20 protein-coding genes and 1 tRNA gene are annotated in these 24234 nt (G+C 65.9%); 8 read left to right on the forward strand and 13 right to left on the reverse strand.

What is annotated here, in order from left to right; translation table 11 throughout:
- The 4 genes from ACP97_RS13465 to ACP97_RS13480 are packed head-to-tail and all read right to left on the reverse strand — an operon-like array spanning window position 1 to window position 4113.
- Complete coding sequence (locus ACP97_RS13465) at window positions 1-759, reverse strand: ABC transporter ATP-binding protein (protein WP_049998305.1); 759 nt, start codon at window positions 757-759, stop codon at window positions 1-3.
- Window positions 756-1649: an ABC transporter ATP-binding protein gene (locus ACP97_RS13470; protein ID WP_049998518.1), complete on the reverse strand. Its 894-nt coding sequence runs from the start codon at window positions 1647-1649 to the stop codon at window positions 756-758. Before ACP97_RS13470 ends, ACP97_RS13465 begins: the two co-directional genes overlap by 4 nt.
- Window positions 1642-2955: a branched-chain amino acid ABC transporter permease gene (locus ACP97_RS13475; protein WP_049998306.1), complete on the reverse strand. Its 1314-nt coding sequence runs from the start codon at window positions 2953-2955 to the stop codon at window positions 1642-1644. The genes ACP97_RS13470 and ACP97_RS13475 overlap by 8 nt, the downstream gene beginning before the upstream one ends.
- A gap of 54 nt (window positions 2956-3009) precedes the next feature.
- Entirely contained in the window at window positions 3010-4113 is a 1104-nt protein-coding gene (locus ACP97_RS13480; RefSeq protein WP_049998307.1) for a branched-chain amino acid ABC transporter permease, read from the reverse strand.
- A 116-nt stretch (window positions 4114-4229) separates the two neighbouring features.
- Between ACP97_RS13480 and ACP97_RS13485 the strand changes: the two genes are divergently transcribed.
- From ACP97_RS13485 to ACP97_RS13500, 4 genes are all read left to right on the forward strand, one after another.
- On the forward strand, window positions 4230-5420 hold the full coding sequence (locus ACP97_RS13485; RefSeq protein ID WP_049998308.1) for a phosphoglycerate kinase: 1191 nt from the start codon (window positions 4230-4232) through the stop codon (window positions 5418-5420).
- A complete protein-coding gene (locus ACP97_RS13490) occupies window positions 5417-5899 on the forward strand; it encodes a GNAT family N-acetyltransferase (RefSeq protein ID WP_049998309.1) in 483 nt (160 codons plus the stop codon). The genes ACP97_RS13485 and ACP97_RS13490 overlap by 4 nt, the downstream gene beginning before the upstream one ends.
- 10 nt (window positions 5900-5909) lie before the next feature.
- Window positions 5910-5983, forward strand: a tRNA-Thr gene (locus tag ACP97_RS13495).
- Between the two features lie 93 nt (window positions 5984-6076).
- The gene (locus ACP97_RS13500; protein WP_049998310.1) at window positions 6077-7180 is read left to right on the forward strand and encodes a CobW family GTP-binding protein; all 1104 of its coding nucleotides are present in this window, start codon (window positions 6077-6079) and stop codon (window positions 7178-7180) included.
- A gap of 1 nt (window position 7181) precedes the next feature.
- Here the strand turns inward: ACP97_RS13500 and ACP97_RS20485 are convergent, their stop codons facing one another.
- A complete protein-coding gene (locus ACP97_RS20485) occupies window positions 7182-7352 on the reverse strand; it encodes a hypothetical protein (protein WP_154020006.1) in 171 nt (56 codons plus the stop codon).
- A gap of 111 nt (window positions 7353-7463) precedes the next feature.
- The gene (locus tag ACP97_RS13505) at window positions 7464-8621 is read right to left on the reverse strand and encodes a glutathione-independent formaldehyde dehydrogenase (RefSeq protein WP_049998311.1); all 1158 of its coding nucleotides are present in this window, start codon (window positions 8619-8621) and stop codon (window positions 7464-7466) included.
- A gap of 126 nt (window positions 8622-8747) precedes the next feature.
- On the opposite strand from ACP97_RS13505, the gene ACP97_RS13510 reads away from it, so the two are divergent.
- Complete coding sequence (locus ACP97_RS13510; RefSeq protein WP_049998312.1) at window positions 8748-9770, forward strand: NADP-dependent oxidoreductase; 1023 nt, start codon at window positions 8748-8750, stop codon at window positions 9768-9770.
- 59 nt (window positions 9771-9829) lie between these two features.
- Window positions 9830-10249, forward strand: coding sequence for a Rieske (2Fe-2S) protein (locus ACP97_RS13515; RefSeq protein ID WP_049998313.1), 420 nt, complete (start codon window positions 9830-9832; stop codon window positions 10247-10249).
- A 27-nt stretch (window positions 10250-10276) separates the two neighbouring features.
- On the opposite strand, the gene glmU is transcribed toward ACP97_RS13515, so the two are convergent.
- Both glmU and ACP97_RS13525 read right to left on the reverse strand, forming a co-directional pair.
- On the reverse strand, window positions 10277-11458 hold the full coding sequence (glmU, locus tag ACP97_RS13520; RefSeq protein ID WP_049998314.1) for a bifunctional sugar-1-phosphate nucleotidylyltransferase/acetyltransferase: 1182 nt from the start codon (window positions 11456-11458) through the stop codon (window positions 10277-10279).
- Between the two features lie 49 nt (window positions 11459-11507).
- Window positions 11508-12752, reverse strand: coding sequence for an MFS transporter (locus ACP97_RS13525; RefSeq protein ID WP_049998315.1), 1245 nt, complete (start codon window positions 12750-12752; stop codon window positions 11508-11510).
- A 95-nt stretch (window positions 12753-12847) separates the two neighbouring features.
- Between ACP97_RS13525 and ACP97_RS13530 the strand changes: the two genes are divergently transcribed.
- A complete protein-coding gene (locus tag ACP97_RS13530; protein WP_049998316.1) occupies window positions 12848-15607 on the forward strand; it encodes an AAA domain-containing protein in 2760 nt (919 codons plus the stop codon).
- A gap of 2 nt (window positions 15608-15609) precedes the next feature.
- On the opposite strand, the gene ACP97_RS13535 is transcribed toward ACP97_RS13530, so the two are convergent.
- Entirely contained in the window at window positions 15610-17136 is a 1527-nt protein-coding gene (locus ACP97_RS13535) for a WD40/YVTN/BNR-like repeat-containing protein (protein WP_049998317.1), read from the reverse strand.
- A gap of 96 nt (window positions 17137-17232) precedes the next feature.
- Here ACP97_RS13535 and ACP97_RS13540 point away from each other — a divergent pair, with 96 nt between their 5' ends.
- Window positions 17233-18039 (forward strand): MBL fold metallo-hydrolase, encoded by an 807-nt coding sequence (locus ACP97_RS13540; protein WP_049998318.1) that lies wholly within the window; start codon window positions 17233-17235, stop codon window positions 18037-18039.
- 7 nt (window positions 18040-18046) lie between these two features.
- Here ACP97_RS13540 and ACP97_RS13545 read toward each other — a convergent pair whose 3' ends face one another.
- The 4 genes from ACP97_RS13545 to ACP97_RS13560 all read right to left on the reverse strand — a co-directional run bounded on the left by ACP97_RS13545 (window position 18047) and on the right by ACP97_RS13560 (window position 24229).
- Entirely contained in the window at window positions 18047-19117 is a 1071-nt protein-coding gene (locus tag ACP97_RS13545; protein WP_049998319.1) for an mRNA surveillance protein pelota, read from the reverse strand.
- A gap of 44 nt (window positions 19118-19161) precedes the next feature.
- The gene (rqcH, locus tag ACP97_RS13550; protein ID WP_049998320.1) at window positions 19162-21249 is read right to left on the reverse strand and encodes a ribosome rescue protein RqcH; all 2088 of its coding nucleotides are present in this window, start codon (window positions 21247-21249) and stop codon (window positions 19162-19164) included.
- A gap of 36 nt (window positions 21250-21285) precedes the next feature.
- Window positions 21286-22335 (reverse strand): NAD(P)/FAD-dependent oxidoreductase, encoded by a 1050-nt coding sequence (locus ACP97_RS13555; RefSeq protein ID WP_049998321.1) that lies wholly within the window; start codon window positions 22333-22335, stop codon window positions 21286-21288.
- A 244-nt stretch (window positions 22336-22579) separates the two neighbouring features.
- A complete protein-coding gene (locus ACP97_RS13560) occupies window positions 22580-24229 on the reverse strand; it encodes a tRNA uridine(34) 5-carboxymethylaminomethyl modification radical SAM/GNAT enzyme Elp3 (RefSeq protein ID WP_049998322.1) in 1650 nt (549 codons plus the stop codon).
- Window positions 24230-24234: the final 5 nt, after the last annotated feature.

Here is a 24234-nt window from a genome sequence, read left to right on the forward strand (position 1 = left end):
TCAGCCGCCGAGGAACTCTCGGCGGACCTCTTCGTCGCCGAGCAACGCCTCGCCAGTGTCAGTGAAGCGGTTCTGGCCCTGGACGAGCACGTAACCACGGTCACAGCGTTCGAGCGCCTCCATCGCGTTCTGTTCGACCATCAGGATGGCCGTGCCGGCGTCGTTGATGGCGTCGATGCGGTCGAACATCTCGTCGACGAGATCCGGCGCGAGACCCGCCGAGGGTTCGTCGAGCAACAGCAGTTCGGGGTCGAGCATCAGCGCCCGACCCATCGCCAGCATCTGGCGCTGTCCGCCCGACAGCGTGCCCGCGCGCTGTGACTGGCGCTCGTCGAGGATGGGAAAGCGCTCGAAGACGCTTTCGAGACGGTCCTCGGGCACCGAATCGAGGATGTACGCCCCCATCTCCAGGTTCTCGCGCACCGAGAGGCCGGCGAAGACGTTCTCGTTTTGGGGCACGTAGCTCACACCCCGGTGGATGACCTCCTCCGGGGCGAGTCCACTGATGTCCTCGCCGTCGAAGGCGATAGCCCCATCCATGTAGGTCGCCAGCCCGAAGACGGCCTTCATCACCGTCGATTTGCCCGCGCCGTTCGGCCCGACGATGGTGACGTACTCCCCGGCTCCGACCGCGAGATCCACTGCGGAGAGGATCTGCAGGTCGCCGTAGCCCGCATCGAGGTCCGCGACCGAGAGCAACCCCTCGGCGGTCGTCTCCTCGGGGCTAGCGTCGTCGGTGACCGCGCGGTCGTCACTCATACGTTCGCCCCGAGGTAGGCGTCGATGACCTGCTCGTTTTCGCGGATCGCAGCGGGCGTGTCGTCGGCGAGGACTCGACCCTGATGCATGACGATGACGCGCTCGCAGTTTTCCATGATGACGTCCATATCGTGTTCGACCAACAGGAAGGTGTAGCCCTGCTCGCGGAGTTGGTGCACCCGTTCGAGGAGTTTGCGTTCGAGCGTGGGATTCACCCCGGCGAGCGGCTCGTCCAGCAAGACGACTTCGGGGTCGGTCAAGAGCGCTCGCGCCATCTCCAGGAGTTTGCGCTGGCCACCCGAGAGGTTGCCCGCGCGCTCCTCGGCGAGGTGGTCGATCTCGAAGAATTCGAGCGTCTCCCACGCCCGCTCGCACAGTTCGCGCTCCTGTGTCTCGACCGAGCGGCGCGCGCCCGGCAGCACCGACCGCCAGAGTGACTCGCCCTGCTGGCCTTTGGGCGCGAGCATCATGTTCTCGATCACCGTCATGTCCTGTAGCTCGCGGGCGATCTGGAACGTGCGAACGAGTCCGCGACCCGCTATCTCGTGCGGGCGCAGACCCGTAATCTCCTCGTTGTAGAGATGCACCGAGCCACCCGTGGGGCGATGCACACCGGTGATGCAGTTGAACGTGGTCGATTTGCCCGCGCCGTTCGGGCCGATCAATCCCGTCAGCGAGCCTTCCTCGATGGCGAAACTGGCCCCATCGACCGCCGTCAGCCCGCCGAACTCCATCCGGAGGTCGTTGACGCGCAGCGGCCGGCCGGCCGGCGTCTCGCGAGCGGCGCGCTCGACGTCGGATTCGTCGTCCGGGTCGACCTCGGGGATGTTCTCAGGGCTCTCACCCCCGATAGCCGCGCGCGTGTCGGGCGCGTCGGTGCTCTCACTCATCCGTCGCCTCCCGATCGCCGGCCCGGCCATCGCGTGCGAGCGAGACGGCCGCGGCGGTCTCCGTGCGGTGGCCGAGCAGCCCCTCGGGCCGGTTCTGGACGAGATAGACCAACACCACCCCGACGAGCACGAACCGGAGGCTGGCGATGTCGGCGAGCGTGTAGGCGAGCAGCGGGCCGAAATCGAGCGATCCGAGCGCGGCGAGAGCATCTGTGATGGTGTTCGGCGCGCTGCCGAGGTCTACGGTCTGTTGGACGAGTCGCCGGACGAACGTCGGTCCCTCGAAGAGCAGTCCCGCAAAGAGCGCGCCACCGATGACGCTGCCGGTGTTCGACCCCGAGCCGCCGATGATGAGCGCGATGAAGATGTAGAAGGTGATGATCGGCAAGAACAGGGCAGGATTGACCAGCGCCTGACTGCCCTGCCAGAGGATCCCTCCTAAGCCCATCAGTGCACAGCCGAGCATGAACGTCTTAATTTTGAAACGATTCGTGTTCTTCCCCAGCGAACTCGCCACGAGTTCGTCTTCGCGAATGGCCTTGAGGACTCTGCCGAACGGCGAGTTACCGACGCGCGTGAGCAGGAGGTAGAAGAGGCCGACGAAGACCACGAGCACGATCGTGTAGGTCCAGTCGACGACGACCGGCTCGCCGAGTCCCAGAGTGCCGAAAAAGCCGAAGACGCCCTCGCCGAGGGCTGTCTTGCCGGCGGCGGGACTCGATGGAGTAGTGTAATACAGCGCCATCACGGGGTTGGTCGGCGTCTGGATGCCCTGCGAGGCACCGGTGCCCATCTCCAGACCGCCGATCGAGAAGGTCTGGAAGGTGGTGGAGTTGTACGTCAGTCGGATGATCTCGGAGAGGCCGAGCGTGACGATGGCCAGATAATCGGCCTTGAGCCGGAGTGCGGGCAGCGCCGCGAGCGCGCCGACCAGTGCCGAGGCGACCATCCCGCCGATGACGCCCGCCCAGAGCGGGAGACCGAGTCCGGGCACACCGCCGGCGGCGGGGCTGACGGGCGCGGTGAGCATCGCCATCGTGTAGACACCGACGGCCATGAACCCCGCGACGCCGATGTTGAGCAGACCCGCGTAGCCCCACTGGAGATTCAGAGCGAGCGCGAGCAGCGCGTAGACGGCCGCGAAGAAGGTGACGCGCTGGAGAGTACTCGCAAGCCCCGCGATATCGAGTCCGAGCGCCATGCCCAACACCGTGAAGCCGACGTACAGCCCGAACAGCACGCCGAGGATCAGGACGGCGTCGTTGTCGGGCAGGCGGGCCGCGAACCGCTCGGTGGCGCTACTCATCGGCCAGCAACCCCCCTAGTTTCCACGGCCGGCCACGGGACACGTGACGGGCGTTCATGCGGTCGTCACCCCGCCGAACAGCCCCGACGGCTTGACCAAGAGCATGAAGATCATCACGAGGAAGGCCGCGACGGTGGTGAAATCGGAGGGGATCCAGACCAATGAGACAGTGCTCGCGAGCCCGATGAGCAACCCGCCGAACATCGCGCCGTAGACCGAACCGATCCCACCGAGGATGACCGCCGCGAAGATGAGGAGGAGGAGCACCCAGCCGAAGTCGAAGGCGATAGTCCCCGTTTCGAGCGTGATGAGATAGCCCGCCGCGCCGGTGAGGCCGCCGCCGATGACCCACGTGGCGCGGACGACGCGTTCTGTGGGGATGCCGGTGACGCGCGCGAGGTCGCGGTTGTCGGCCATCGCGCGCATCGCCGTCCCGAGTTTCGTGTACTGGAGGACGACGTGGACCCCGATCAGGAGTCCGATCGCACAGACCGCGAGCGTCGCCTCGTGGGCGTTGATCTGGATGCCGACGCCCGGAACGGTGACGCTTGGAAGCGACCCGCCGGTGATTCCCGGCCTGCTCGTGCCGAAGACGAACGCGATGAGGTAGCGGAGCGCGAGCGCGACGCCGACGCTGGCGATGAGCAACGAGATGCCATCCTGGTCGCGCATCGGCCGATAGACGATGCGGTCGACGAGCAAGGTGAGAAGGATCGTGAAGACTACCGCGACGACGAGACCTACGACGACCGCCAGCGGCGTCGAGACGACGCTCACGCCGACCGTGCCGGCATCCGCGTTTCCGCTGACGCCGAGCAGGAGGAGGTCGCCCACCGAGAGCGTCCCGAAGCCCGCGATGACGTAGGTGGTCGCCCAGCCGGCGAACGCCCCACTGGAGATGTAATCGCCGTGTGCGAAGTTCGCGAAGCCGAGAATGGCGTAGGTCATCGAGAGACCTACCCCCGCGAGCCCGATTACGAGGCCGAGGATGAGGCCGTCCTTGAGGAAGATGGCCAGACTGAGCACCGACAGCGATCCCTCTACTATCTTCGAGACCAGATCGACCGCCAGCAGGGCGCAGACCACCACGACGAGAAGCGTGAGGGGTTGTTCGGCGACGAGACTCCGGCCACGAGAGTAGGTTTCAGCAATACCCATGATATGAGTCCACATGAATCGGTGGGGGAGACGATAATAAGTGTTGCTCCCCTCGTCGGCCGAATCGGGACCCGCGGAGGGAAAGGGATTTGCCGGCGGCCGGAGGAGTGCGGGCAATGATACGAACCCTCGACGACCTCGACTGCGAGGGCGTCGCCGTCGGGGTGCGCATCGACATAAACAGCCCCCTTTCGGAATCGGGATTGGCCGACGACGCCCGCCTGCGCGCCCACGTCGAGACGCTCTCGGAACTGCTCGAACGCGGCGGGCGCGTGGCGCTACTCGCCCATCAGGGCCGTCCCGGCGACGACGACTTCTCGACGCTTTCGGCCCACGCCGACCGCCTCGACGAACTCCTCTCCGCTCCCGTCGACTACTGCGACGCCACCTTCTCGACGGCTGCCAGAGAGCGTGTCGCGGAACTCGCGGCTGGCGAGGCCGTGCTGCTCGAAAACACCCGCTTCTACGCCGAGGAGTACATGGAGTTCGACCCCGAGCGCGCGGCCGACACCCATCTCGTCCGTGGTCTCGAACCCGCACTCGACGTCTACGTCAACGACGCCTTCGCCGCCGCCCATCGCTCACAGCCCTCGCTCGTCGGCTTTCCACAGCGACTGCCGGGCTACGCCGGCCGGGTGATGGAGCGCGAACTCGACGTCTTGGGAGCTATCGAAGACACGCCCCGGCCCCGCGTCTACCTGCTAGGGGGTGCGAAGGTCGGTGACTCGATCGGCGTCGCGCGCAGCGTCATCGAACGCGACCTCGCCGACGTGGTGTTGACGGCGGGACTGGTTGGGAACGTCTGTCTGCTCGCGAGCGGCGCGGAACTGGGCACTGCGAGCGCCGAGTTCGTCTACGACCAGGGCTACTGGGACGAGATCGACCGCGCTGGCGAACTGCTCGATACAGCCGACGAACTCCGCGTTCCGAAGGACGTCGCCATCGAACGCGACGGCGAGCGCCACGAGATCCCGGTGAGTGACCTGCCCCAGGAGACCGAATCGCCGGCGATGGACGTCGGGAGCGAGACCATCGAGAGCTACGCCGACGTCATCGACTCCGCCGGCACGGTCATCCTGAACGGGCCAGCGGGTGTCTTCGAAGAGGAGATCTTCGCCCGCGGGACACACGACCTCTACTCGACGGCCAGCGAGGCCGCATACAGCATCGTCGGTGGCGGCGACACGGCGGCGGCGATACGTCAGTTGGAAATCGAGGGGTTCGACCACGTCAGCACGGGCGGTGGCGCGTCGCTCGCGCTGCTCGCCGGCGACTCGCTTCCGGCGGTCGAAGCCCTCGGCGAGTGACCATCGAAGCACCCGACACCGCGGTCGCGGGTGCGGTCGCGGACCTCTGGGTGGAACTGGCGCACGAACAGCGTGCGTTCGGCTCGCATCTCCGTGCCGACGCCAACCGGGCGACCATCCGCGAGGCGATCGTCCGCGACATCATCGCCGGCGGGCTGCTGGTCGCCCGCGAGAACAGTGAGATAGTGGGGTTCGTCATGTTCGGACCCGAATCCGAGCGCTTCGAACAGGACGTCTCCCGGGGTGTGGTTCGCAACATCGTCGTTCGGCCCGAACACCGCAACGCCGGCATCGGCGCGGACCTGCTCGCGGCCGCCGAGGCGGAACTCGCCGCAGCGGGCTTCGACGTCGTCTCGCTGTCGGCGCTCTTCGAGAACCGGGCGGCGCGGCGCTTTTATGCTCGACAGGGCTACGAGCCACACCGCATCGACCTCGAAAAGCGACTCGAAAGCGACACCGACAAACCCGAGCACGGGTAAGCGAACCTGCGCCAGGGGAGCTTGGGTGGTGCAAGCACTCGATTTGTAATCGAGAATTCGTGGGTTCAAATCCCACCCCTGGCTCTGTTCGGTCGACGGGACGACGATGTTCCGAAGTCGGGACCATAACCGGCGATGGCTGCAAGACTGTTGTACCTTCCCACCGTTGTGACGACGATGACGACCATCTCGACCGGCGACCCCACACCAGTGACCGTCGTGAGCGGCGCGCTCGGTGCGGGCAAGACGACGCTGCTCAATCGCCTGCTCGCCGATCCTGGCGACCGCGAAATCGCGGTCATCGTCAACGATATGGGCAAGGTCAACGTCGACGCTGACCTCCTCGCCCGGTCTTCTGGCGACGACCCGAACATCGTCGACCTCTCGAACGGCTGTATCTGCTGTCGTCTCCAGGATGACCTCCTCACCGAGGCCGCGCGACTCGCCGAGACGCGCACGTTCGACGCCCTGGTGGTCGAATCGTCGGGCATCAGCGAACCGGTGCCGGTCGCGCGGACGTTCCTCGAAGGCTCTAGCGAAAGCGACGTCGACCCGACCGACCACTACCGTCTCGACACGATGGTGACGGTGCTCGATTCGTATGGATTCTGGAAGGAATTCGATGCCGGTGCGTCGCTCCCTGCGGGGGCCGAATCCGACACCGATCGCCCGCTCGCGGACGTTCTGGTGAAGGGCATCGAGTTCTGCGACGTTCTCCTCTGCAACAAATGCGACATGGTCCCCGACGAGCGACTCGACGAGATCGAGGCGGCGCTCCGCACGCTCCAATCCCGAGCCGAGATCGTCCGCACGACGCGCGCCGACATCGATCCCGAACTCGTGCTCGATACGGAGAAGTTCGATTTCGACGCGGTGACGCGTTCGGCCGGCTGGAAACGGGCGCTCGCGGACGAGGGCCACGATCACGACCGACCGGCGGCCGCCGCACACGGCGTCTCGTCGTTCGTCTATACTTCGGAACACCCCTTCCATCCCGAACGGCTCGATGAATGGCTCGACTCGTGGACCGTGTCGGTGATCCGGGCGAAAGGCGTCTTCCGACTCGCCGGGCGCGAGGACGTGATGGGGCTGAATCGGGCCGGGCCGTCGGTGCAGGCCGGACCCATCGGACGGTGGGGCGAGGAGGACGACCGCCGAACCCGACTCGTGTTCATCGGCACCGACATGGACGAAGAAAACATCACTACCTGTCTCGACAACTGTCTGCTCACCGACGACGAATCGAACACCACGTTCGACGACCCGTTCCCGACGGCCTGAGCTACGGCGACACCTGCTCGCGGAGGTCGTCCCACGACTCGTGAAAGCCGTAGTTCGATTCCGCGGCCTCCTCTTTCCGGACGACCTCCTGGTAGGTGTCGTCGTATTCGAGGAGCTTCCCCCAGCCGTCCATGTTGTAGCTACAGTAGATGCACATGGCTGTCGTTACCACGAGTAGCCAACCGCGACGCATAACGTTTGTGCGACCACGGATACCGCGAGCGGTTGCTGGACGTCACCGTCTCGTGAAGGCCAAAAAATCGGTGGGTCGGTTGGCGAGCCGCTAGGGTTCGAGCAGGACCTTCGTGACGCCTTCCTCGCGGTTGTCGAAGCGCTCGTACATCTCGGGAGCCTCGTCGAGACCCACACGGTGGGACACTAGGAAGCTCGGGTCGGCGCGGCCCTCGATGATGAGGTCGCGCAGCTGGCGGTTGTACGATTTGACGTCACACTGGCCAGTACCCAATTTCTGGCCCTTCTCGAACAGCAGGCCGAAGTCGATGCCCAGTCGCCCTTCGGCGGACATCTCGTCGGGTGCGCCGGGGTCGTCCGGGACGTAGAGTCCGACGATGCCGAGCTGGCCGGTCGGGCGAACAGTGCGAATGAGGTTGTTGAGCACGTTCGCGGGGTTCTCGCGGGCCGGATCGTAGGCGTCGTCGGCCTCCTTGTCCGGGTCGATCGCCTGGTAGCCGACCGCATCCACGCCCTTGTCGACGCCGCCCCCATGAATGTCCTTGATCTGCTCGACAGGATTGCCCTCCTCGAAGTTGATGGGCGTGGCGTCGCAGTACTCGCGCGCGAGATCGAGTCGACTCGGCACACGATCGACGGAGTAGATCTCGGATGCGCCCTGGATCTTCGCGCTGTAGGCAGCCATCAGCCCCACTGGTCCCGCGCCGTAGATGGCGACCGACTCGCCGGGCTGGAGGTCGGCCAGCCGCGTGCCGTGCCACCCGGTCGGGAAGATGTCGGCCAGCAGCGCGAACGAGTCCTCGTTGCTGCCGCCCTCGGGGAGTTTGAGCGCGTTGAAGTCCGCGTACGGTACACGGAGCTTCTCGGCCTGCCCGCCTTTGTAGGGTCCCATCGCGACATAGCCGTAGGCCCCGCCGGCGAAGCCGGGATTGACGTTGGTACAGAACCCTGTCTTGTTGTTCTCGCAGTTCTCACAGAACCCACAGGCGACGTTGAACGGAAGGACGATGCGGTCGCCCTCTTCGAGCGTGCTGACGCCCTCGCCGACCTCCTCGACGATGCCCATGTTCTCGTGGCCGAAGACGATACCCTCCTCGGCGGCCGTCCGCCCCTCGTACATGTGGAGGTCCGACCCACAGATGCACGACGTCGTGATGTCGATCACCACGTCGTTCGGGTGTTCGATTTCGGGTTCGTCGACGTCCTCGACCGCCACTTCGTGTTCGCCCTGATAGACGACTGCTCTCATTGACATTGTGTTGCCCCGAATCGAATACAGTCGAGAACCTCTTAGTCATTTTTCATCATATATGATAGTTTCCGCGAGCGCCGCCGAACCCAAAGGTTCCTTCGGTAGCGGGGCCATAGCGGGTTCGTGAGCGAGAGCAACCGACAGTTCGTGCTGGCGAAACGCCCCGAGGGCAAACCCGACCGCGACACCTTCGAACTCGAAGAAGTCGAGCGACCGGAGCCGAAGCATGGGGAGGTGCTCGTCCGCACGCTCTCCCTCTCCGTGGACCCGTACATGCGCGGACGGATGCGTGACCGCGAGTCCTACGCCGACCCGTGGGACGTGGGCGAGCCGATGGCGGGCCACGTCGTCGGCGAAGTCGTCGACTCCGAACACGAAAACTGGCAAGCGGGCGAGTTCGTCTTCGGAAACGGCTACTGGAGCGAGTACGCCGCTCTCGACGGCGACGATCTCACAGCCATCGAACCGAGCGAGAACGCTCCGCTCGAATCGTATCTCGGCGTGTTGGGGATGCCCGGCCGCACCGCCTACTTCGGCACGCGCGAGGTGCTCGAACCGACGCCGGGCGACACGGTCGTCGTCTCGGGCGCGGCGGGCGCGGTCGGCTCGACGGTGGGCCAACTGGCGTCCTTCGCCGGTGCGCGCGTCGTCGGCTTCGCGGGAAGCGACGAGAAGATCGCATATCTCGAAGACGAGTTGGGCTTCGACGCCGGCATCAACTACAAGGAGACCGACGACTATCGAAAAGCGCTCGACGAGGCGGCCCCCGAGGGTGTCGATGGCTACTTCGATAACGTGGGCGGTCCCATCTCGGATGCTGTCTTCACCCGGCTCAACGTCGACGCACGGGTCGCGGTCTGTGGCCAGATCGCCACCTACAACGACGAGGACGTCTCGACCGGGCCCCGAAAACTCCCGCTGCTCATCGCCTCGCGCGCCCGCGTCGAGGGACTGCTCGTCGGTGATTACGTGGCGCGTTTCGAGCAGGCCAACGCACGCCTCCATGAGTGGGTGGAAGAGGGCGACCTCGCCCACCGCGAGACCGTGGTCGAGGGCTTCGAGAACGCACCCGACGCCTTCCTCGGTCTGTTCGATGGTGACAACATCGGCAAGCAGGTCGTGAAGGTCGCCGAGCCGAGCGAGTAGCCCGCCTGCTTTCGTCCGCAAACGACGGGCCTACCCCGGTCGGTCGCCAACCTCGGGTGATGGTATCCGCTGACGGCACGATCATGCCGGCCGACGACGTTCCTTCTGACACGACGGCGCTGTTCACGATCCGCGAGCGCAATGATGGAACGACCCACGAGGCCGTCCTCATCGACACCGACGACGGCATCGAGGCGTGGCTGAACCACTGTATGCATTTCACGCACATCGGTCTCGACAAGGGATCGGGAGCCGAATACCGGGATGGTGAAATCGTCTGTACGAACCATGGCGCGATGTTCGCAGCCGACACCGGCTACTGCACCTTCGGGCCGTGCGAGGGTGCGCGCCTCGATGCGGTCTCCATCGCGGTCGAGAACGGCTCCGTGAAACTCGCTGACGAGCGCTACGAGTTTGTCGCCACCGGGCCAAAGGACGACGAAACGGATCTCACCTCGACATCGAACGTCGAGTTCTGAGCGCTCGTCTTCCTGGGTGTTTAGAGGCTATCGGTCGCGCGCGACCGTCTCGTTCGGGTTCGTTTGCGTGTCCGCCGAAAGCACGATGCCCGGATAGAGCGTGGTGTGGATGCCCGTCTTCGCCCCGTCGCCGACGACGACGCCGTACTTCCGCCTGCCTGTGGAGACGCGCTCACCCTTCACGGTTTGATTCACCGGTTCGTCGTCGTGGCGGAGGTTGGCGACGGTCGTCCCGGCCCCGAAGTTCACGTTCCTCCCCAGAACGCTGTCGCCGACGTACGAGAGGTGGGGAACGTGCGTCCCGGCCATGACGACACTGTTTTTGATTTCGACGCCGTTGCCGACTCGCACCTCTTCGCCGAGCAGGGTCGCCCCGCGGACGTAGGCGTTCGGGCCGACGTGTGCGCCCGACCGGATCAGAACGGGGCCTTCGACGACCACGCCCGGTTCGACGTGTGCGCCCTCCTCGACCACGACCGGTCCCCGAAGTTCGGCGCGCTCTGCGACCTCGCCCTCCACACGCCCGTCGAGGTCGGCGAGTTTCCACTCGTTGGCCTCCAGGAGTTCCCACGGCCGGCCGACGCCCATCCAGCGGTCGAGTTCCGTGTAGGAGACGTCGTACTCGGCGAACACTCGATCGAGCACGTCCGTGAGTTCGTACTCGCCGCGCTCGCTCTGCTCGACGTCGAGCCACTCGCGGGCTTCGCCCGGCAGGACGCAGGCCCCGGCGCTCACGAGGTTCGTTTCGGGGTCGTCTGGCTTTTCGGTGACCCCTACCACTCGCTCGCCGTCAGTGTCGAGCACGCCGTAGTTGGAGGGATTGTCGGCGCGATAAGCGGTGATGCCCGGTGCGCTCTCGAACAGTTCCTCGATGCTCGCCGGGTCGTAGAGGTCGTCGCCGTAGAGCACGGCGAAGTCGTCGTCGAGGTGGTCGTGCGCAGCGCGAACGGCGTGAGCCGTCCCCAACTGTTCGTCCTGCGTGGCGTATTTGACTGAAACACCGCGATACTCCTCGCCGAAATACTCGCGAACGGCGTCGGCCTCGTAGCCGACGACGAAAATCAGTTCGTCCGTGCCGGCCGCGATGGCCGCATCCGCAGTGTGGGCACAGAGCGGGCGGTCCGCCACGGGCAACATCGGTTTGGGGGTGTGGGCGGTCAGCGGGCGCATCCGTGTGCCTTCGCCGGCCGCGAGGAGCACTGTCTGCATACCGGGCCGACTCGCCGGCGTGAAATAGGCCTACCGTTCGCGCCCCGGACTACCACCGCGTGAGCGCGGCCGTTCCATGAGAATGCGAGAGCACACCGAGGAAGGTTCCGACACCGCTGAAGGCGGCGAGCGCGCCGACGAAGAAGACCCACTGCATGCCCACCTGTGCCATCAACACGCCGCCGAGCAGCGGCGCGGCGATGGAACCGGGCCGCCAGACGAGTTCACGGATGCCGAAACTGCTCGCCACGCCGCCGTCGTCGGTGCCCTCGTCGGCGAACAACGCCATGCTCGCGGGTTCACGGATGCTGTCGGCGATTCCCAACAGCCCGTTCAGTATCACCAGCGGCACGAACGCCGGCGAGAGTTGTCCGAGGAACGGTATCGCCGACGGAATCGAGAGAAATTCACCGATTGTCGGCGCGAACGGCACGGCGAGCGCCACCATCCCATAAAACCCGCCACCGGCGAAGACGAACAGCGCCCGACCGAAGCGGTCCGAGAGCTGGCCGGTGTAGGGCTGACAGACCATGTTGGTGAACTTCTCGGCGGTGATGACCACGGCGACGGCGACGGCCCCGTAGGCAAGTCCGCCGCGGGCGGCCGCAACACCAGCGTAGATGGGCACCCACGTCCGCACGAGCGTGACGGCGACGGCGTACTGCGCCCGGAAGCTCGATACCGTCAGCAGCCGGCGGTTGAGCGCCAGATCGGTGAACGGAACGCCCCCGACGGTGGTTCCGTCGGGCGAAACGAACAGCCAGACGAAGAGTGTGGCGAGCGCGAGCAGGCCGGCGACGACGGCGAACACCGCGCCGAAGCCGGCAGTCGAATAGAGCGCGCCAGCGCCGAGGCTGCCGACGATGCCGGCGGCGAAGCGCGCGGCGTTGGCCTTCCCGATGTGGTTCGCGCGCGTGCCCTGCGCGGCGAGTTCGCCGACCAGCGAGAGGGACATCAGGCTCGTCGCCGTGACAGTAATGCCCTGTGCGGCGCGGGCGAGGACGAATCCCATACTCGACGCGACGAAGGTGAAAGCGACGTACACCGCGAGACCGATCGCACAGCCGACCAGCAGGACGCCACGCTTGTCGTAGCGGTCGCCGGCCCACGCCAGCGGCACGACCGCGGCGGTCTGGGCGAGGGTGAACGCCGTCGTGAACAGGCCGATAACCAGTCCGGAGGGGTCGTAGAGGTCGATATACTCCGGGAGGAGAGTGATGAGCGTGATGAAGCCGAAGCCGCCCGCAAAGCGGGTGAGATACAGCGAGTAGAACTGGCGGTCCTGTCGGTCCACCCCCGAACGGGGTGGTGAGGCATGAAGCCGGTTTCGATACGACCATCATTTCGACGACCGACAAGCGTTTTTCGCCGGCTCTCCTCCACTACTCTGTGACCGAACTGCGGGGACCGCTCGTCGAGGTGGGCGAGACGACGTCGGTGAGTACCCAGTACGGCGAGCGTGACCTCGCGGAACTCACGCTCAGGCCGGACGACGGACGGGCCGCCCCCGTGACGCTCACGCTGTGGGGCAAGTGGACCGAAACAGTAGACTACGCCAAAGCGGGCATGGAACTGCTCGCCGTCGGCGTCGAAAAAGAGGAGTATCGGGGCGAGATCCAGTATTCGACGACCGGCGATTCCAGGATCGTCGTCGAACCCGACTACCTCGTGAACGTCACCGACGTGCGCTCGTGGGTCCAGTGCCCCCGGATGCACTACCTCAACACGCTCTCGGGCGTCCCCCTGAACTATCCCGTGGTCAAGGGAACGATCGTCCACGAGGTGTTTTCGGACCTGCTCCGCGGCGGCGATGTCGAGGTGGCGATCGACGAGCGCGTCGCCGAGGCGGGTCTCGACCTCGGACTCCTCGAACGCGACGCCGACGAGGTTAGGGAAGACGTCGCCGACCACGCCCGCGCCATCGACGGCTGGCTCCGGCAGGGAACCCTCGACGGTGGGGACGAGTGGCGCTCGGAGCGAACGCTGATTTCCGAACGCTACGGACTGAAAGGCCGAGCCGACGCCGTGCGCCGCGGCTCTCCGGTGGAACTCAAAACGGGCAAGAACACGAATAGCGAACCACGGTTTCAGGACAAGGTGCAAGTCGCCTGTTATGCACTCCTGCTCGACGAGATGGGCGAGCCACCCGACACCGGGACGCTGATCTACACGAAAAACGCCGCCCTCGACAGAAACGAAACGGATGGTGACCTCTCGCCGGCGAAGGACTTCTCGCTCTCGGACGGACTGATCGGGTACGTCCTCAGACAGCGCAACGAACTCGCCGCGATGGGCGTCGAGAGAACCGTGCCGACGGGCTACGAGGCCAACGCGACCTGCAACTACTGTTTCGAACAGGACACCTGCATGGTGGTTTCGGGCCGGCTCGATCAGGAATCGAAAGCCGGGCAGATCGGCGACCCGCTCCCCGCCGAGGAGCGCGACTATTTCGAGCGATTTTACCGCGCTATCGAGGACGAGCGCCGGGCGGTCCACCGCGAGTACGCGAAACTCTGGACCCAGAGCGCCGACGAACGCGCCGCCGCCGACCGGGCACTCGTCGACCTCGAGCCAGTGGGAGAGAACGAGGCCGATGGGAAGTGGGAACTCCGCGCGCGCTGTGACGATCCCGTCTCGAAGATCCGCGAGGGCGACGTGGTGCTCGCGAGCGACGGTCATCCCGTGCGGGGGACCGCCGAGATGGCTCGCGTGATCGAAATGGGTGAGGAAATCGTCGTCACGACCGATGAACCGGTTGAACTCCGCCGGCTCGACGTCTATCCCTCCGAGATGGGCGTCGACGGGATGCTCACGGCGCTGCACGACGCGGTGCTCGCCGGTGACCCCACCCAGAAGGACGTACTCTTCGGCCGCCGTGAGCCGGAGTTTCGCGACGTCGACGAGGTGTTCATCAACAACAACTCCGCCCAGGATCGGGCCGTGCGCATGGCGGTCGGGGCCGACGACTGCGCGCTGATCCACGGGCCGCCCGGCACCGGCAAGACCTACACGATTGCCCGGGCGATCCGGGCGCTGGTCGATCGCGGCGAGCGCGTGCTCCTCTCGGCGTTCACCAATCGTGCGGTCGACAACGCGCTCGAAGCGCTCGAAGCACAGGGATTCACGGATTTCGTCCGCGTCGGCACCGAGCACGGCGTGCGCGAGGACATGCGGGACTATCGACTCGAAACACGCGGCGACCCCGACGAACGGGCGCGCGAACTCCGCGAGGCTCCAGTCGTGGCGGCGACGACGGCGAGTTGTGGCTCGCGCGTGCTGCGCGCGGCCGACTTCGACGTGGCGCTCGTCGACGAGGCTGGCCAACTCACCGAACCGGCGACGCTCGCCGCGCTCGCGCGCGCAGAGCGGTTCGTCCTGGTCGGCGACCACCAGCAGCTCCCGCCGGTGGTGCAGTCGGCCGACACCGCGAAAGCGAGCGAGGCGAGTTCCGAGAGCACAGCCACGGCGCGCTCGGACGGCGGGCAGGCCGAGGCTCGGGAATCGACCGAGCCATCGCCCGGACGGGACGTGGCGGACCTCTCGCGGTCGCTGTTCGAACGGCTGGTCGACGAGCGGCCGGACGCGTCGGTGTTGCTCGACACCCAGTACCGGATGGCCCAGCGGATCCAGGCCTACTCCTCGCAGGAGTTCTACGGCGGCGCGCTCCGGCCGGCCAGCCCGGACATCGCCGCCCAGCACGTCACCGACCTTCCGGCCGTGGGTGCCGACGCGCTCCCCGAACCCCTCAGGCAACGGGTCGCGTTCGTCGATCCCGATGGCCAAGCGCAAGGCAATACGAACCTGGCTGAAGTCGAGGCTGTCGCGGACCTCGTCGAAAACTCCGTCGCGGCGGGCGTTCCACGCGAGGACATTGGGGTCATCGCCCCGTTCAGGGCGCAGGCAGCGGCCATCCGCCGGGCGGTGCCCAACGTCGCCGTCGACACCGTCGACCGCTTCCAGGGGTCGGCCAAGGAGGTCATCATCGTCTCGTTCGTCGCCACCGGGAATTTGGATTCGCCAATCTTCGAGGACCACCGGCGAGTGAACGTCGCGCTCACGCGCGCGAAGAAGGCGCTCGTGCTCGTCGGCGACGAGCGCGCACTCGCCTCGGACGAGCGCTACGCCCGGATGGTCGAGTGGGCGAAATAGGACTATTGCGTCCGCTCGACGGCCGTTCCCCCGGAGCCGACCGCGACGACTGCCTCACTACCGATGGCGATTCCCCGTAGATCGGCGTCCGTGGGTGCGTCGACCGCTTTCCATCCTCCATCCGTGCGCTCGTACACCGCCCCGCCGCCACCGGCCGCGAACCCCGCTCCGTCGACGAGTGCGAGCGCCGCGAGCGCGCCGTCGCTCGGTTGGAGTCGCGTCCACACCGCGCCGTCGTAACGAAACAGCGAGCCGTCGTCGGCCGTGACCACTACCATCGAGTCGCTCGCAGCAACGTCGGTGAAGGCGGCGTTGGCGTCCTCGATACCGATTTCCTCGTAGCTCTCGCCGCCGTTCGTGGTTTCGTAGACCGACTGGTTGGTGTCACAGAGGTGGCCGCGGTCGCCGTCGACGAACGCGATCGAGGAAATGCTCGACCCGCTGCCGGGCTTCTCGATCTCGTCCCACGAGACCGTGCCGTCCTCGTAGGTCCCTCGGAGGAGTTCCCCGGAGCCGTTGACGAGATGCACCCGTTCGTCGCCGCTGTCGCCCGTCACGGCGACGTCCTCCCACGTGCTGGTCTGGTCTCTCGGTGCGGAGTGGTCGGTGAGTTTACCGTCCGTATAGCGCCCGAGCACGCCGCTGTCGCCGGCGAACCAGATGGCTTCACCGTCGTCGGTCGCGTCCACGCCACGCAGCGTGTTCGCATTCGCCGTCGGCCCGTCTTCGAGCGCTATCTTCCACATTCCACTGCCGCGGGCGAGCACGACGCCGTTCTCGCCGACCGCGTACGCACCGTTTCCGGTGGAAACCACATCGAGAAGCGGTTCTTCGGTCGGCGTGTCGGCCTCATCCCAGCTTGGCTCGCCGGTGGGGTCGGTATCGGTTTCGTCGCCACCGCTGGCATCGGTGTCGCGTCGCGTGTCAGATTCGATCTCGTCGATGGTGGCTGCCGTACCCATACCACCGGATTCCACGTCCGTGGTATCGGATCCCGTTGCAGCGGCGTCGGTCGCGGAAGCGCCGTTGTCGGTCGAATCGGCGTCACTGGGACGGCCGGTCTCGCGTTTGCTTTCCTCGCCCCGCTCCGATGGGACTTCGTCGATCCCCACGGCGGTGTCGTCGGGTTCGGCGGTTCGGCTTCCGCGGTTCTCGACGGTGGACTCGGGTTCCGTCTCGTCCTCGTCGATCCCGGTACGGCTGGAACCCCCTCCGAAATCACGGTTGGCGGTCGAATCGTCGCGGCCGACGGCTCCGCTGCCACCCGATTCGTATCCAGTAGTGTCGGCGGTGTCGTCCCCGACGACCGAGGGGACGTTCTCGCCCTCTCCGGTGAGATACAGGAATATCGGCGGGAGGATGTAGACCGCGATCGCCAGCAGGATGAACCACCGATTGCCGGTGAAACTGGCCCACAGTCCGAAGGCGGTGAGCGCCGCCGCACTCGCCGCGTGAACGCCCGAGCGCGCGTACTGGCGGTAGTATGCGAAAAAGCCGCGAGACCCACCGTTCGTGGACGATTCTGCCATCGCCACACGGTGGGCCGGTGACACCCATTAGCCTTCGGCTTGAGAGTGAAACGCCCGGCGAGCAACGCTTTTGGGCCGCGCCGCCGCCCATCAACCATGCGCGTGACTTTCCTCGGAACCGGTGCGGCGATGCCGAGCGGCCGGCGTGCCCAGAGCGGGCTCCTGCTCGAAAGCGCGGCAGACACTGCCGCGGAATCAGCGAGCGGGCAGTCCGCCCGCGAGCAAGCCGATGGCGACAGTCTCCTCGTCGACTGCGGCAGCGGCGTGCTCAACGCACTCGCGCGCACCGACGTGGGCTACGAGGGCGTTTCGACAGTCCTCCTGAGCCATCACCATCTCGACCACGTGGCCGACCTCCTTCCCTTGATGAAGGCCCGGTGGCTTGCCGGCGCGGAGCATCTGGAGATCGTCGGCCCGCAGGGAACCAAGGCCCTGCTTGACGGCCTGCTCGACGTCCACGAGTACATGGACGGCCGCATCGACCTGCGGGTGCGCGAGATCGGCGAAGAGTCGTTTGCGGTCGCCGGGTTCGATGTCGAAGGAAAGGAAACCCGCCACTCGATGGACTGTCTTGCCTATCGGTTCGCACACGACGACGGACCGGCGTTCACCTTCAGCGCCGACAGCGAGGCCTTCGAAGGGCTGGCGACCTTCGCCGACGGTTCAGCCGTACTGGCCCACGACTGTTCGTTTCCCGACGAGGTCGACGTCTCGAACCACCCGACACCGAGCCAACTGGGCGAAACGCTCGCCGAATCCGGTGTCGAAATCGGGCGGGTCTATCTCACTCATCTCTACCCTCACACCGAGGGCCGCCACGAGGAGATGCTCGAATCCATTGGCGAGCACTACGCGGGGGACGTCCGGTTTGCGCGCGACGGACTGACGGTCGAAATCGAGTAGCTCGCGGCTACTCCAGTCGATATCGAAGGAGCGCCGCGACCCCACCGAGCGAGTTCAACTGGTCGCCCGGTGCGAACTCGCTCGAAAAAACAGTAACAGAGCCGCCCTGCTGTTCGACGCGCTCGATGATTTCGTTTACGTCGACGCCCCACTCGCCGTCGCCGGCGCGTTCGGCGCGCAGGCGCTCGTCGAGTATCAGCAACTCCTCTACGGCCCCGAACTCGGTGGCCTCGGCGACTTCTTCGATGCCATAGGTAGCCTCCGCGCCCTGTGCGATGCGGGCCGTGAGGTCGTCGATTTTCTCTGCTTCCTCGGCGATACGGGTCTCGGCCTGGACCTCCTCGACCGCACCGCGTTTGAGGACCTCGTGAACGCCGCGGTCACCGATGGCGCTCGTGTCGACGGTGGCTCCGAGTTTTTCGAGCACGTCGGGTGCGTTCCGCTCGATGTACTTCCTGGCGTCCTCTTTCGTGAACCCCGGCCCGGCCAAGAGGATGGCATCGACGTCGAGATGCGAGAGCGCGCTCGCGAGCTCGGCGAAGAGTTCGGAACGCTCGCGGGCGTACTCGCCCTTGCCGGTGGGACCAGTGAATGAAGCGTACTCCTCGGCTCCGTACTGGGCAACGGTGTGGATGGATGCCGCACCTTCTTCGACGGTGGCGATGGCCACGTCGGCGTTCTCGGTCGCCTCGACGGCTTCTTCTATTCGTTCGCGCTGGTCGGGTTGCCAGATCTTCTCGATGTCGACCTCCTCTCGCTCCTCGACGTTGAGGGTGTGGTGGTGGCCGACTTGGTCCTCGCGCGAGGCCGATTCGATGGTGCCCGACACGCGGAGGCGGTTGGCGAACTTGTGGAACTCGCTGTCTTCGACCGAGAGCGTCACCGACATCGGCTCGCGCTCGCCGCCCGTATCGCGCATGCGGTCGTCGTCGCGCTGGATGCGCCGGCTGGTCTCGCCCGAGACGAGGTCGCCCGGTTCGAGCACGTAGGAGAGATGCCAGAGATCGTCGAGACTCTCGGGGACGAGCGTCCAGCGCTCGCGCTCGCCGTCGAGGCGCGTGCGGCCGTTGATGTGCATACTCGGACTGCGTGGTCCGGGAGTAAGTGCGCTGTCGTTGTGGCCTACTCGATCACTCGGCTCCCGCCGGGCGGCAGGAACTCCGCGATGAGGTCCGGACTCGCCACCTTCCGGACGAACGAAGTGTCCCGAAAGTGCTCGCGGAACTCGCGGTAGAGCCGCTTGGCCGCATCGTTTTGGGCGTACTGACCGGGTTCTACAGTTATCGCCGTCTCGGTGCGGTCGGTGATGGCCGCGGGCGGCCCGCCGATGACTCGCGTCTCCGGTTCGCAGGTGATTCCCACGGCGACGCCGACAGGCGTATCCCGGAAGTAGGTGCGGTCGCCGCGGATGGCGAACCCGCCCTTTTCGAGGTACTCGCCGCTCTCGGGCGTCTTCGAGACCTGGTCGGGGTCGGCCATGTAGGCGTCGCCGGCGAAGCGCCCGCTCTTCCAGACGGTCGAGTACGAGACGGCGAACTGAGCGGCTTCCTCCAGACTACGGTCGGGAATATCCACCTCGCGGGTCGGCTCGCTCGGTCCCGTGGCTTTGAGCACCGTGACCGGCCCGCCCTGCACCTGCGTGTGGAAGAAGCGGTCGCCACGGTCGAGATACTTCTTCACGAGGTCCTCGTTCTGGTCGGCGTTGCGCCCGCCGAGCACGAGAAAGCCGTCGGTCGTGTGGAACCATCTGAACCGCTCGTACCACTGCTCGTTTTTGCGAACGGGAATCGACCGCCGCGAGAGCCAGTCGATGTCCTCGCTCTCCTCGTCGGAATCGTCCTCGACATCGCCGGCCTCCCACTGTTCGCGCCGGCGTTCGATTTCTTCCAACTCGGCACGGGTCTCGGCGACGGCCTCCTCCGCGCCTTCCTTCTTTTCGACGACGCGCTTTGCCTCCCGATACAGCCGGTCGGCGTTCTGCTCGACACCCTCCTGCGGGTCGAGTTCCACGTCGCGGTCGTCGATTTCCATCGTGACGGTGCCCTCGCTCGGCTCGACGCCCGTGACGGCCTCGGCGGCCGGGATGCCGCGCTCGCTGCCCTCGGCGAACCGTTCGTCGATGGCCTCCCAGCCGATGCCCTCCGCGCGGGCGTTCCGCACCGTCGAAAGGACCTCGTCGACGAGTTCGTAGTTCGCGTACAGCGACTCGGCCTTCGCGCGCTCGCGGTCGGACTGTGCGTCGAAGTCCTCGATGGCACCCTCCTGCTGGTCGATGATGCGCTTTTGGCGTTCGATATCGTCCTCGAAATCCGGCCGGTCGCGCCCGCCGCTCTCCTCGTCCTCGGTGGTGTCGAGTTCGACGAAGTACGCATCGAGCGCCGCGGTGAACGAGTCGAATTCTTCACTGTCCAGTCCGGCGCGCTCTTCGAGCGCAAATGGGGTGACGTCGACCGGTTCGCCGTCGTCGCGGTAGATACGCGGGTCGAAATCGCCGCTCGATAGCTGTTCGGCGAGTCGCTCGAGCGCATCGTAGAGTGCCTCGAACTCCTGCTCGCCGGCCTCTTCGATGGCCAACTCCTTTTCGACGCCCGCGCGGGTACAGAGTTCTTCGCCATACAAACCGCCGAAGTTGAGTTGGGTGGCGAGCGTGCGCACGAGGTCGGTGTTCGACTCCTCCATCCGCGCGACGAACCCCTCGTACTCGACCGCGAGCGGGTCGAACCGGGAGGAGGGGAACTCGTACTGTGCGCCCGGGGCCACGGTCCGAGACTGAAGTCGGACGGTGTTCAGACAGTCGACCACCTCACCGGTCGCGTCGAGCACGGCAATGTTACCCTCGCCGAACAGTTCGGCGACGACCTGTGTGTTCCGATCCTCGCGCTCGAACTCGAAGGTGAGGATCCTGTCGAAACCGAACTGCGAGACACCGGCGAAATCCGCACCCGAGAGACGATTCCTGAGCATCTTCGCAAAGCCCGGCGGACGACCCGGCGCGTCGGGGACGTGCTCGGGCGAGACGACGTGTGCGCGCTTGGTCTCGCCGACCTCGATCATGAGTTCGACCCGTCCGCGCTCGAAATCCCTGAGTTTCAATCGAAGGAGATCGTCGCCGTAGAGGTAGGCCTTGTCGAGTTTCGCCCCCGCGTAGCTCCCGAGTTCGGTGACGAGCGCCGCGAGGTCCACACTCGTCAACTCGCGTTTCGGATTCATGGCTTCCCTGCGCACGGGCGCGAAAAAGGGGTGTCGTTACGCCCGTTCGGCGACCCGCTCGCCGGCGTCGAGACCGCTCCGGAGCGCGAGATGGATGCGCCCCTCGCCCGCGACCCAATCGCCGGCGAAGAAGAGGTTCTCTTCCCCGGCGCGGTCGAGGCGTTCAGTATCGACGCCGCCGTCGGGCTGGGCGAGCCGCCAGCCCTTGCTATCGACCCAGTCCGGGTCGGCGAGGCGCTCGTCGTCGAGCAGGTCCGCGACCATCTCGGCGGCTGCACCCGCGATTTCCTCTGTGGATTCGCCGTAGCGTTCGGCCGACCAGTCGGGAGCCATCTGCGCTATCAGGAGTGACTCGTCGTCCGGCACGTGGCCCGGTTTGCATCCCTCCCGGGAGAGCCAGCCGACGTCGTGCTCCCCATCAGTATTCACGAGCGCGTAGTACGGCCGGTCGAGTGCAAAGGGATAGTGCAGAACCGCGGAGACGGTCGTCCGGAACGGCACCGACTCGATGCTCTCGACGAGTTCCTCCCGAAGGTCGCTCTCCCACGCCGCGCTCGCCAGTAAGTTCGCCGTCTGCGGGGCGGGCGGCGTGAGCACCACCGAATCGAAGGTCCCGAGACCGTCGCCAGCCGCGTTTTCGAGTCGCCAACCGTCCGCCCGTTCGATGTGTCCGATACGCGTGTCCGTCTCGACGGTCCCGTCGCTCCGCTCGAACAGTCGCTTCGGCAACTGGTCGATGCCCGCGCGGTAGGTCCACTTCCGCTCGTCGGTGTCCCGGCCCTCGCTGACTGTCCCACTGCCGTCGAACGTCCAGACCGGCGCGTCGATGTCGATCGGTCCCTCCCCGTTGAGGTCGGTGAGGAGATCGCCGACGCCCGCCTCGTCCTTGCAGTAGTTCGCGCCGTAGTCGTACCGACAGCCGTGATTGCGGCGAGTCGCGGTCCGGCCGCCGACGCGCGATGCCTTCTCGAAAACGGTGACGGTCGCCGTGCCGTCGAGCGCGCACGCCGCCCCCGCACCGGCCACGCCCGCGCCGACGATGGCGACTCGCTCCTCGCTGCCGTGCGTCGAACGTCGGTCGTCCATCGAGCGGGCTACGCGCTCCGAACGGTAAACACGACCGCCTGCTCGATAGTACAGAACGTCGACGAAAGGGGGCACGCACCCCCGAACCGGCTCCGCACCCCACGGGCGGGTCCGTCTGTGGCATCACCTGCAGTCGTCCCCGCCACAACGCGCTCACCCCATCCACATAAATCAACTGGCCGAAACGTCTGTGTGTGCGGCTTACACACCTGTTTTCGGCAACCTGAATGAACTGGGATACCGTTTACAGTCGTTTGCTCACGTATGGACCGTCCTGATGATAACCCCGATTCCGATAGTATTCGCGGGCACCGATACCACTGATGACGCTCAGTTTGTCGAACCCGGCGTCGTCAGCCATCGTCTCGGCATGACGAAGCAGTTTCTCGCCGTAGCCCTTGTGCTGCCAGTCGGCGCTTTCGTTCCCGACCTCGACCATCGGCCCGTACACGTGGATTTCGCGGACGATGGCCGCGTTTTCGAGTTCCCGGCGCACGGGGTCGTTCGGGAAGCGCAGCCGACAGAAGCCGACGAGCAGGTCGCGGTCGGGGTCCTCGTAGCTGATGAACTTCTCGGTGCCACCGCCCGATTTGTAGGTGAGTACGTCGCGTTCGACGTTTTTCGGCGGGTGTTCGTTCATCCCGACCTCACGACACCGGATACAGTCGCACGTCCAGCCGTGTTCGTCCATGCGCTGGCGGGCGAGCTGTCTGAGGTTGGACTTCCAGACGCCCGCGTCGATGAAGTCCGCCGGGATGTCCCGTTGTACCCGCTGCAGGCGGACGTACTTCGGGATCATCGACTTGATCTCGGCGACCAACTCGGCCGCGCTCTCGTTGTCGAGCGGCTCGAACTCCTCTCTTCGCCACATGTCGTAGGTCGCGGTGCCGCGCACGATGAGCATCGGATAGATCTTCAGATAGTCGGGTCGCCACTCCGACTCCTCGAACAAGCGTCTGAAATCCTCGATACACATCTCCCGGCTCATTCCGGGTTGGCCGGGCATCATGTGAAAGCCGACCTTGAATCCCGCATCACGGAGCCGCCGGTTCGCGTCTACGGAGGCCTGCGTGCCGTGGCCCCGGTGCATCGCGCGGTTGATCTCGTCGTAGGTGGTCTGGACGCCGACTTCGACTTTCGTCCCGCCAAGCGAGAGCATCCGGTCGATCTGTTCGGGGTCACACCAGTCGGGTTTGGTCTCGAAGGTCGTCCCGATGTTGCGAACCCGCGCCGTCTCGTTGTCCGCGATGATGTCCTCCAGGTACCGAAAGTCGTACTCGTCGGGGTCCTGTGCGAAGCTCTCGCTCTCGGAGGGCGTCGGCTCGGCATCGGGGTCGAACTCGTTCAGCGCCTGCAACGCCCGCTTGACGAACCACTCCTGATAGTCGTGGCTGCGGGCGGTCATGGTTCCGCCCATCAGGATGAGTTCGACTTTGTCCACTGGATGACCGATCTCGCGCAACTGATTGAGGCGAAGCGTGACCTGCCCGTAGGGATCGTAGTCGTTCTGGACGCCGCGCGCGGCGGCCGGCTCGTGGCCCGTATAGGACTGGGCGGACGAGAACTCCGAGCCGGGTCCGCCGGGACAGTAGAGACACTGCCCGTGGGGACACATGTGCGGGCTGGTCATGATCGCCACTGGTGACACCCCGGAAGCCGTGCGGACGGGCTTGCGCCGGAGCACTTTCTCCAACTCCTCGCGGCGGCCCTCCGGCGCGCGGTCCAGGATCTCGGAGTTCTTGGGCACTTTCGGCGCGGAGTGGGTCGAGCAGGCCTCCAGTTTCGCCGCCTCGACCTCGCCCCGCTCGATTTCATCATTGAGAATCCGCTCTATCAGCGCCTCGCAGGTGCGCTCGAATTCCTCGGTCTCGGTCGGCGGAATCTCGGTACTCATCGCAG

This window comes from Halococcus sediminicola (genome assembly GCF_000755245.1).
Lineage (GTDB): Archaea > Halobacteriota > Halobacteria > Halobacteriales > Halococcaceae > Halococcus > Halococcus sediminicola.

What these genes read in the sequence shown, in the direction of transcription:
- rqcH (WP_049998320.1), bottom strand. Translation starts at nt 21,249, where the DNA reads ATGAATCCGAAACGCGAGTTGACGAGTGTGGACCTCGCGGCGCTCGTC.
- ACP97_RS13480 (WP_049998307.1), bottom strand. Translation starts at nt 4,113, where the DNA reads ATGGGTATTGCTGAAACCTACTCTCGTGGCCGGAGTCTCGTCGCCGAA.
- ACP97_RS13555 (WP_049998321.1), bottom strand. Translation starts at nt 22,335, where the DNA reads ATGGACGACCGACGTTCGACGCACGGCAGCGAGGAGCGAGTCGCCATC.
- ACP97_RS13485 (WP_049998308.1), top strand. Translation starts at nt 4,230, where the DNA reads ATGATACGAACCCTCGACGACCTCGACTGCGAGGGCGTCGCCGTCGGG.
- ACP97_RS13505 (WP_049998311.1), bottom strand. Translation starts at nt 8,621, where the DNA reads ATGAGAGCAGTCGTCTATCAGGGCGAACACGAAGTGGCGGTCGAGGAC.
- ACP97_RS13545 (WP_049998319.1), bottom strand. Translation starts at nt 19,117, where the DNA reads ATGCACATCAACGGCCGCACGCGCCTCGACGGCGAGCGCGAGCGCTGG.
- ACP97_RS13535 (WP_049998317.1), bottom strand. Translation starts at nt 17,136, where the DNA reads ATGGCAGAATCGTCCACGAACGGTGGGTCTCGCGGCTTTTTCGCATAC.
- ACP97_RS13475 (WP_049998306.1), bottom strand. Translation starts at nt 2,955, where the DNA reads ATGAGTAGCGCCACCGAGCGGTTCGCGGCCCGCCTGCCCGACAACGAC.
- ACP97_RS13540 (WP_049998318.1), top strand. Translation starts at nt 17,233, where the DNA reads ATGCGCGTGACTTTCCTCGGAACCGGTGCGGCGATGCCGAGCGGCCGG.
- ACP97_RS13470 (WP_049998518.1), bottom strand. Translation starts at nt 1,649, where the DNA reads ATGAGTGAGAGCACCGACGCGCCCGACACGCGCGCGGCTATCGGGGGT.
- ACP97_RS13500 (WP_049998310.1), top strand. Translation starts at nt 6,077, where the DNA reads ATGACGACCATCTCGACCGGCGACCCCACACCAGTGACCGTCGTGAGC.
- ACP97_RS13465 (WP_049998305.1), bottom strand. Translation starts at nt 759, where the DNA reads ATGAGTGACGACCGCGCGGTCACCGACGACGCTAGCCCCGAGGAGACG.
- ACP97_RS13560 (WP_049998322.1), bottom strand. Translation starts at nt 24,229, where the DNA reads ATGAGTACCGAGATTCCGCCGACCGAGACCGAGGAATTCGAGCGCACC.
- glmU (WP_049998314.1), bottom strand. Translation starts at nt 11,458, where the DNA reads ATGCAGACAGTGCTCCTCGCGGCCGGCGAAGGCACACGGATGCGCCCG.
- ACP97_RS13515 (WP_049998313.1), top strand. Translation starts at nt 9,830, where the DNA reads ATGGTATCCGCTGACGGCACGATCATGCCGGCCGACGACGTTCCTTCT.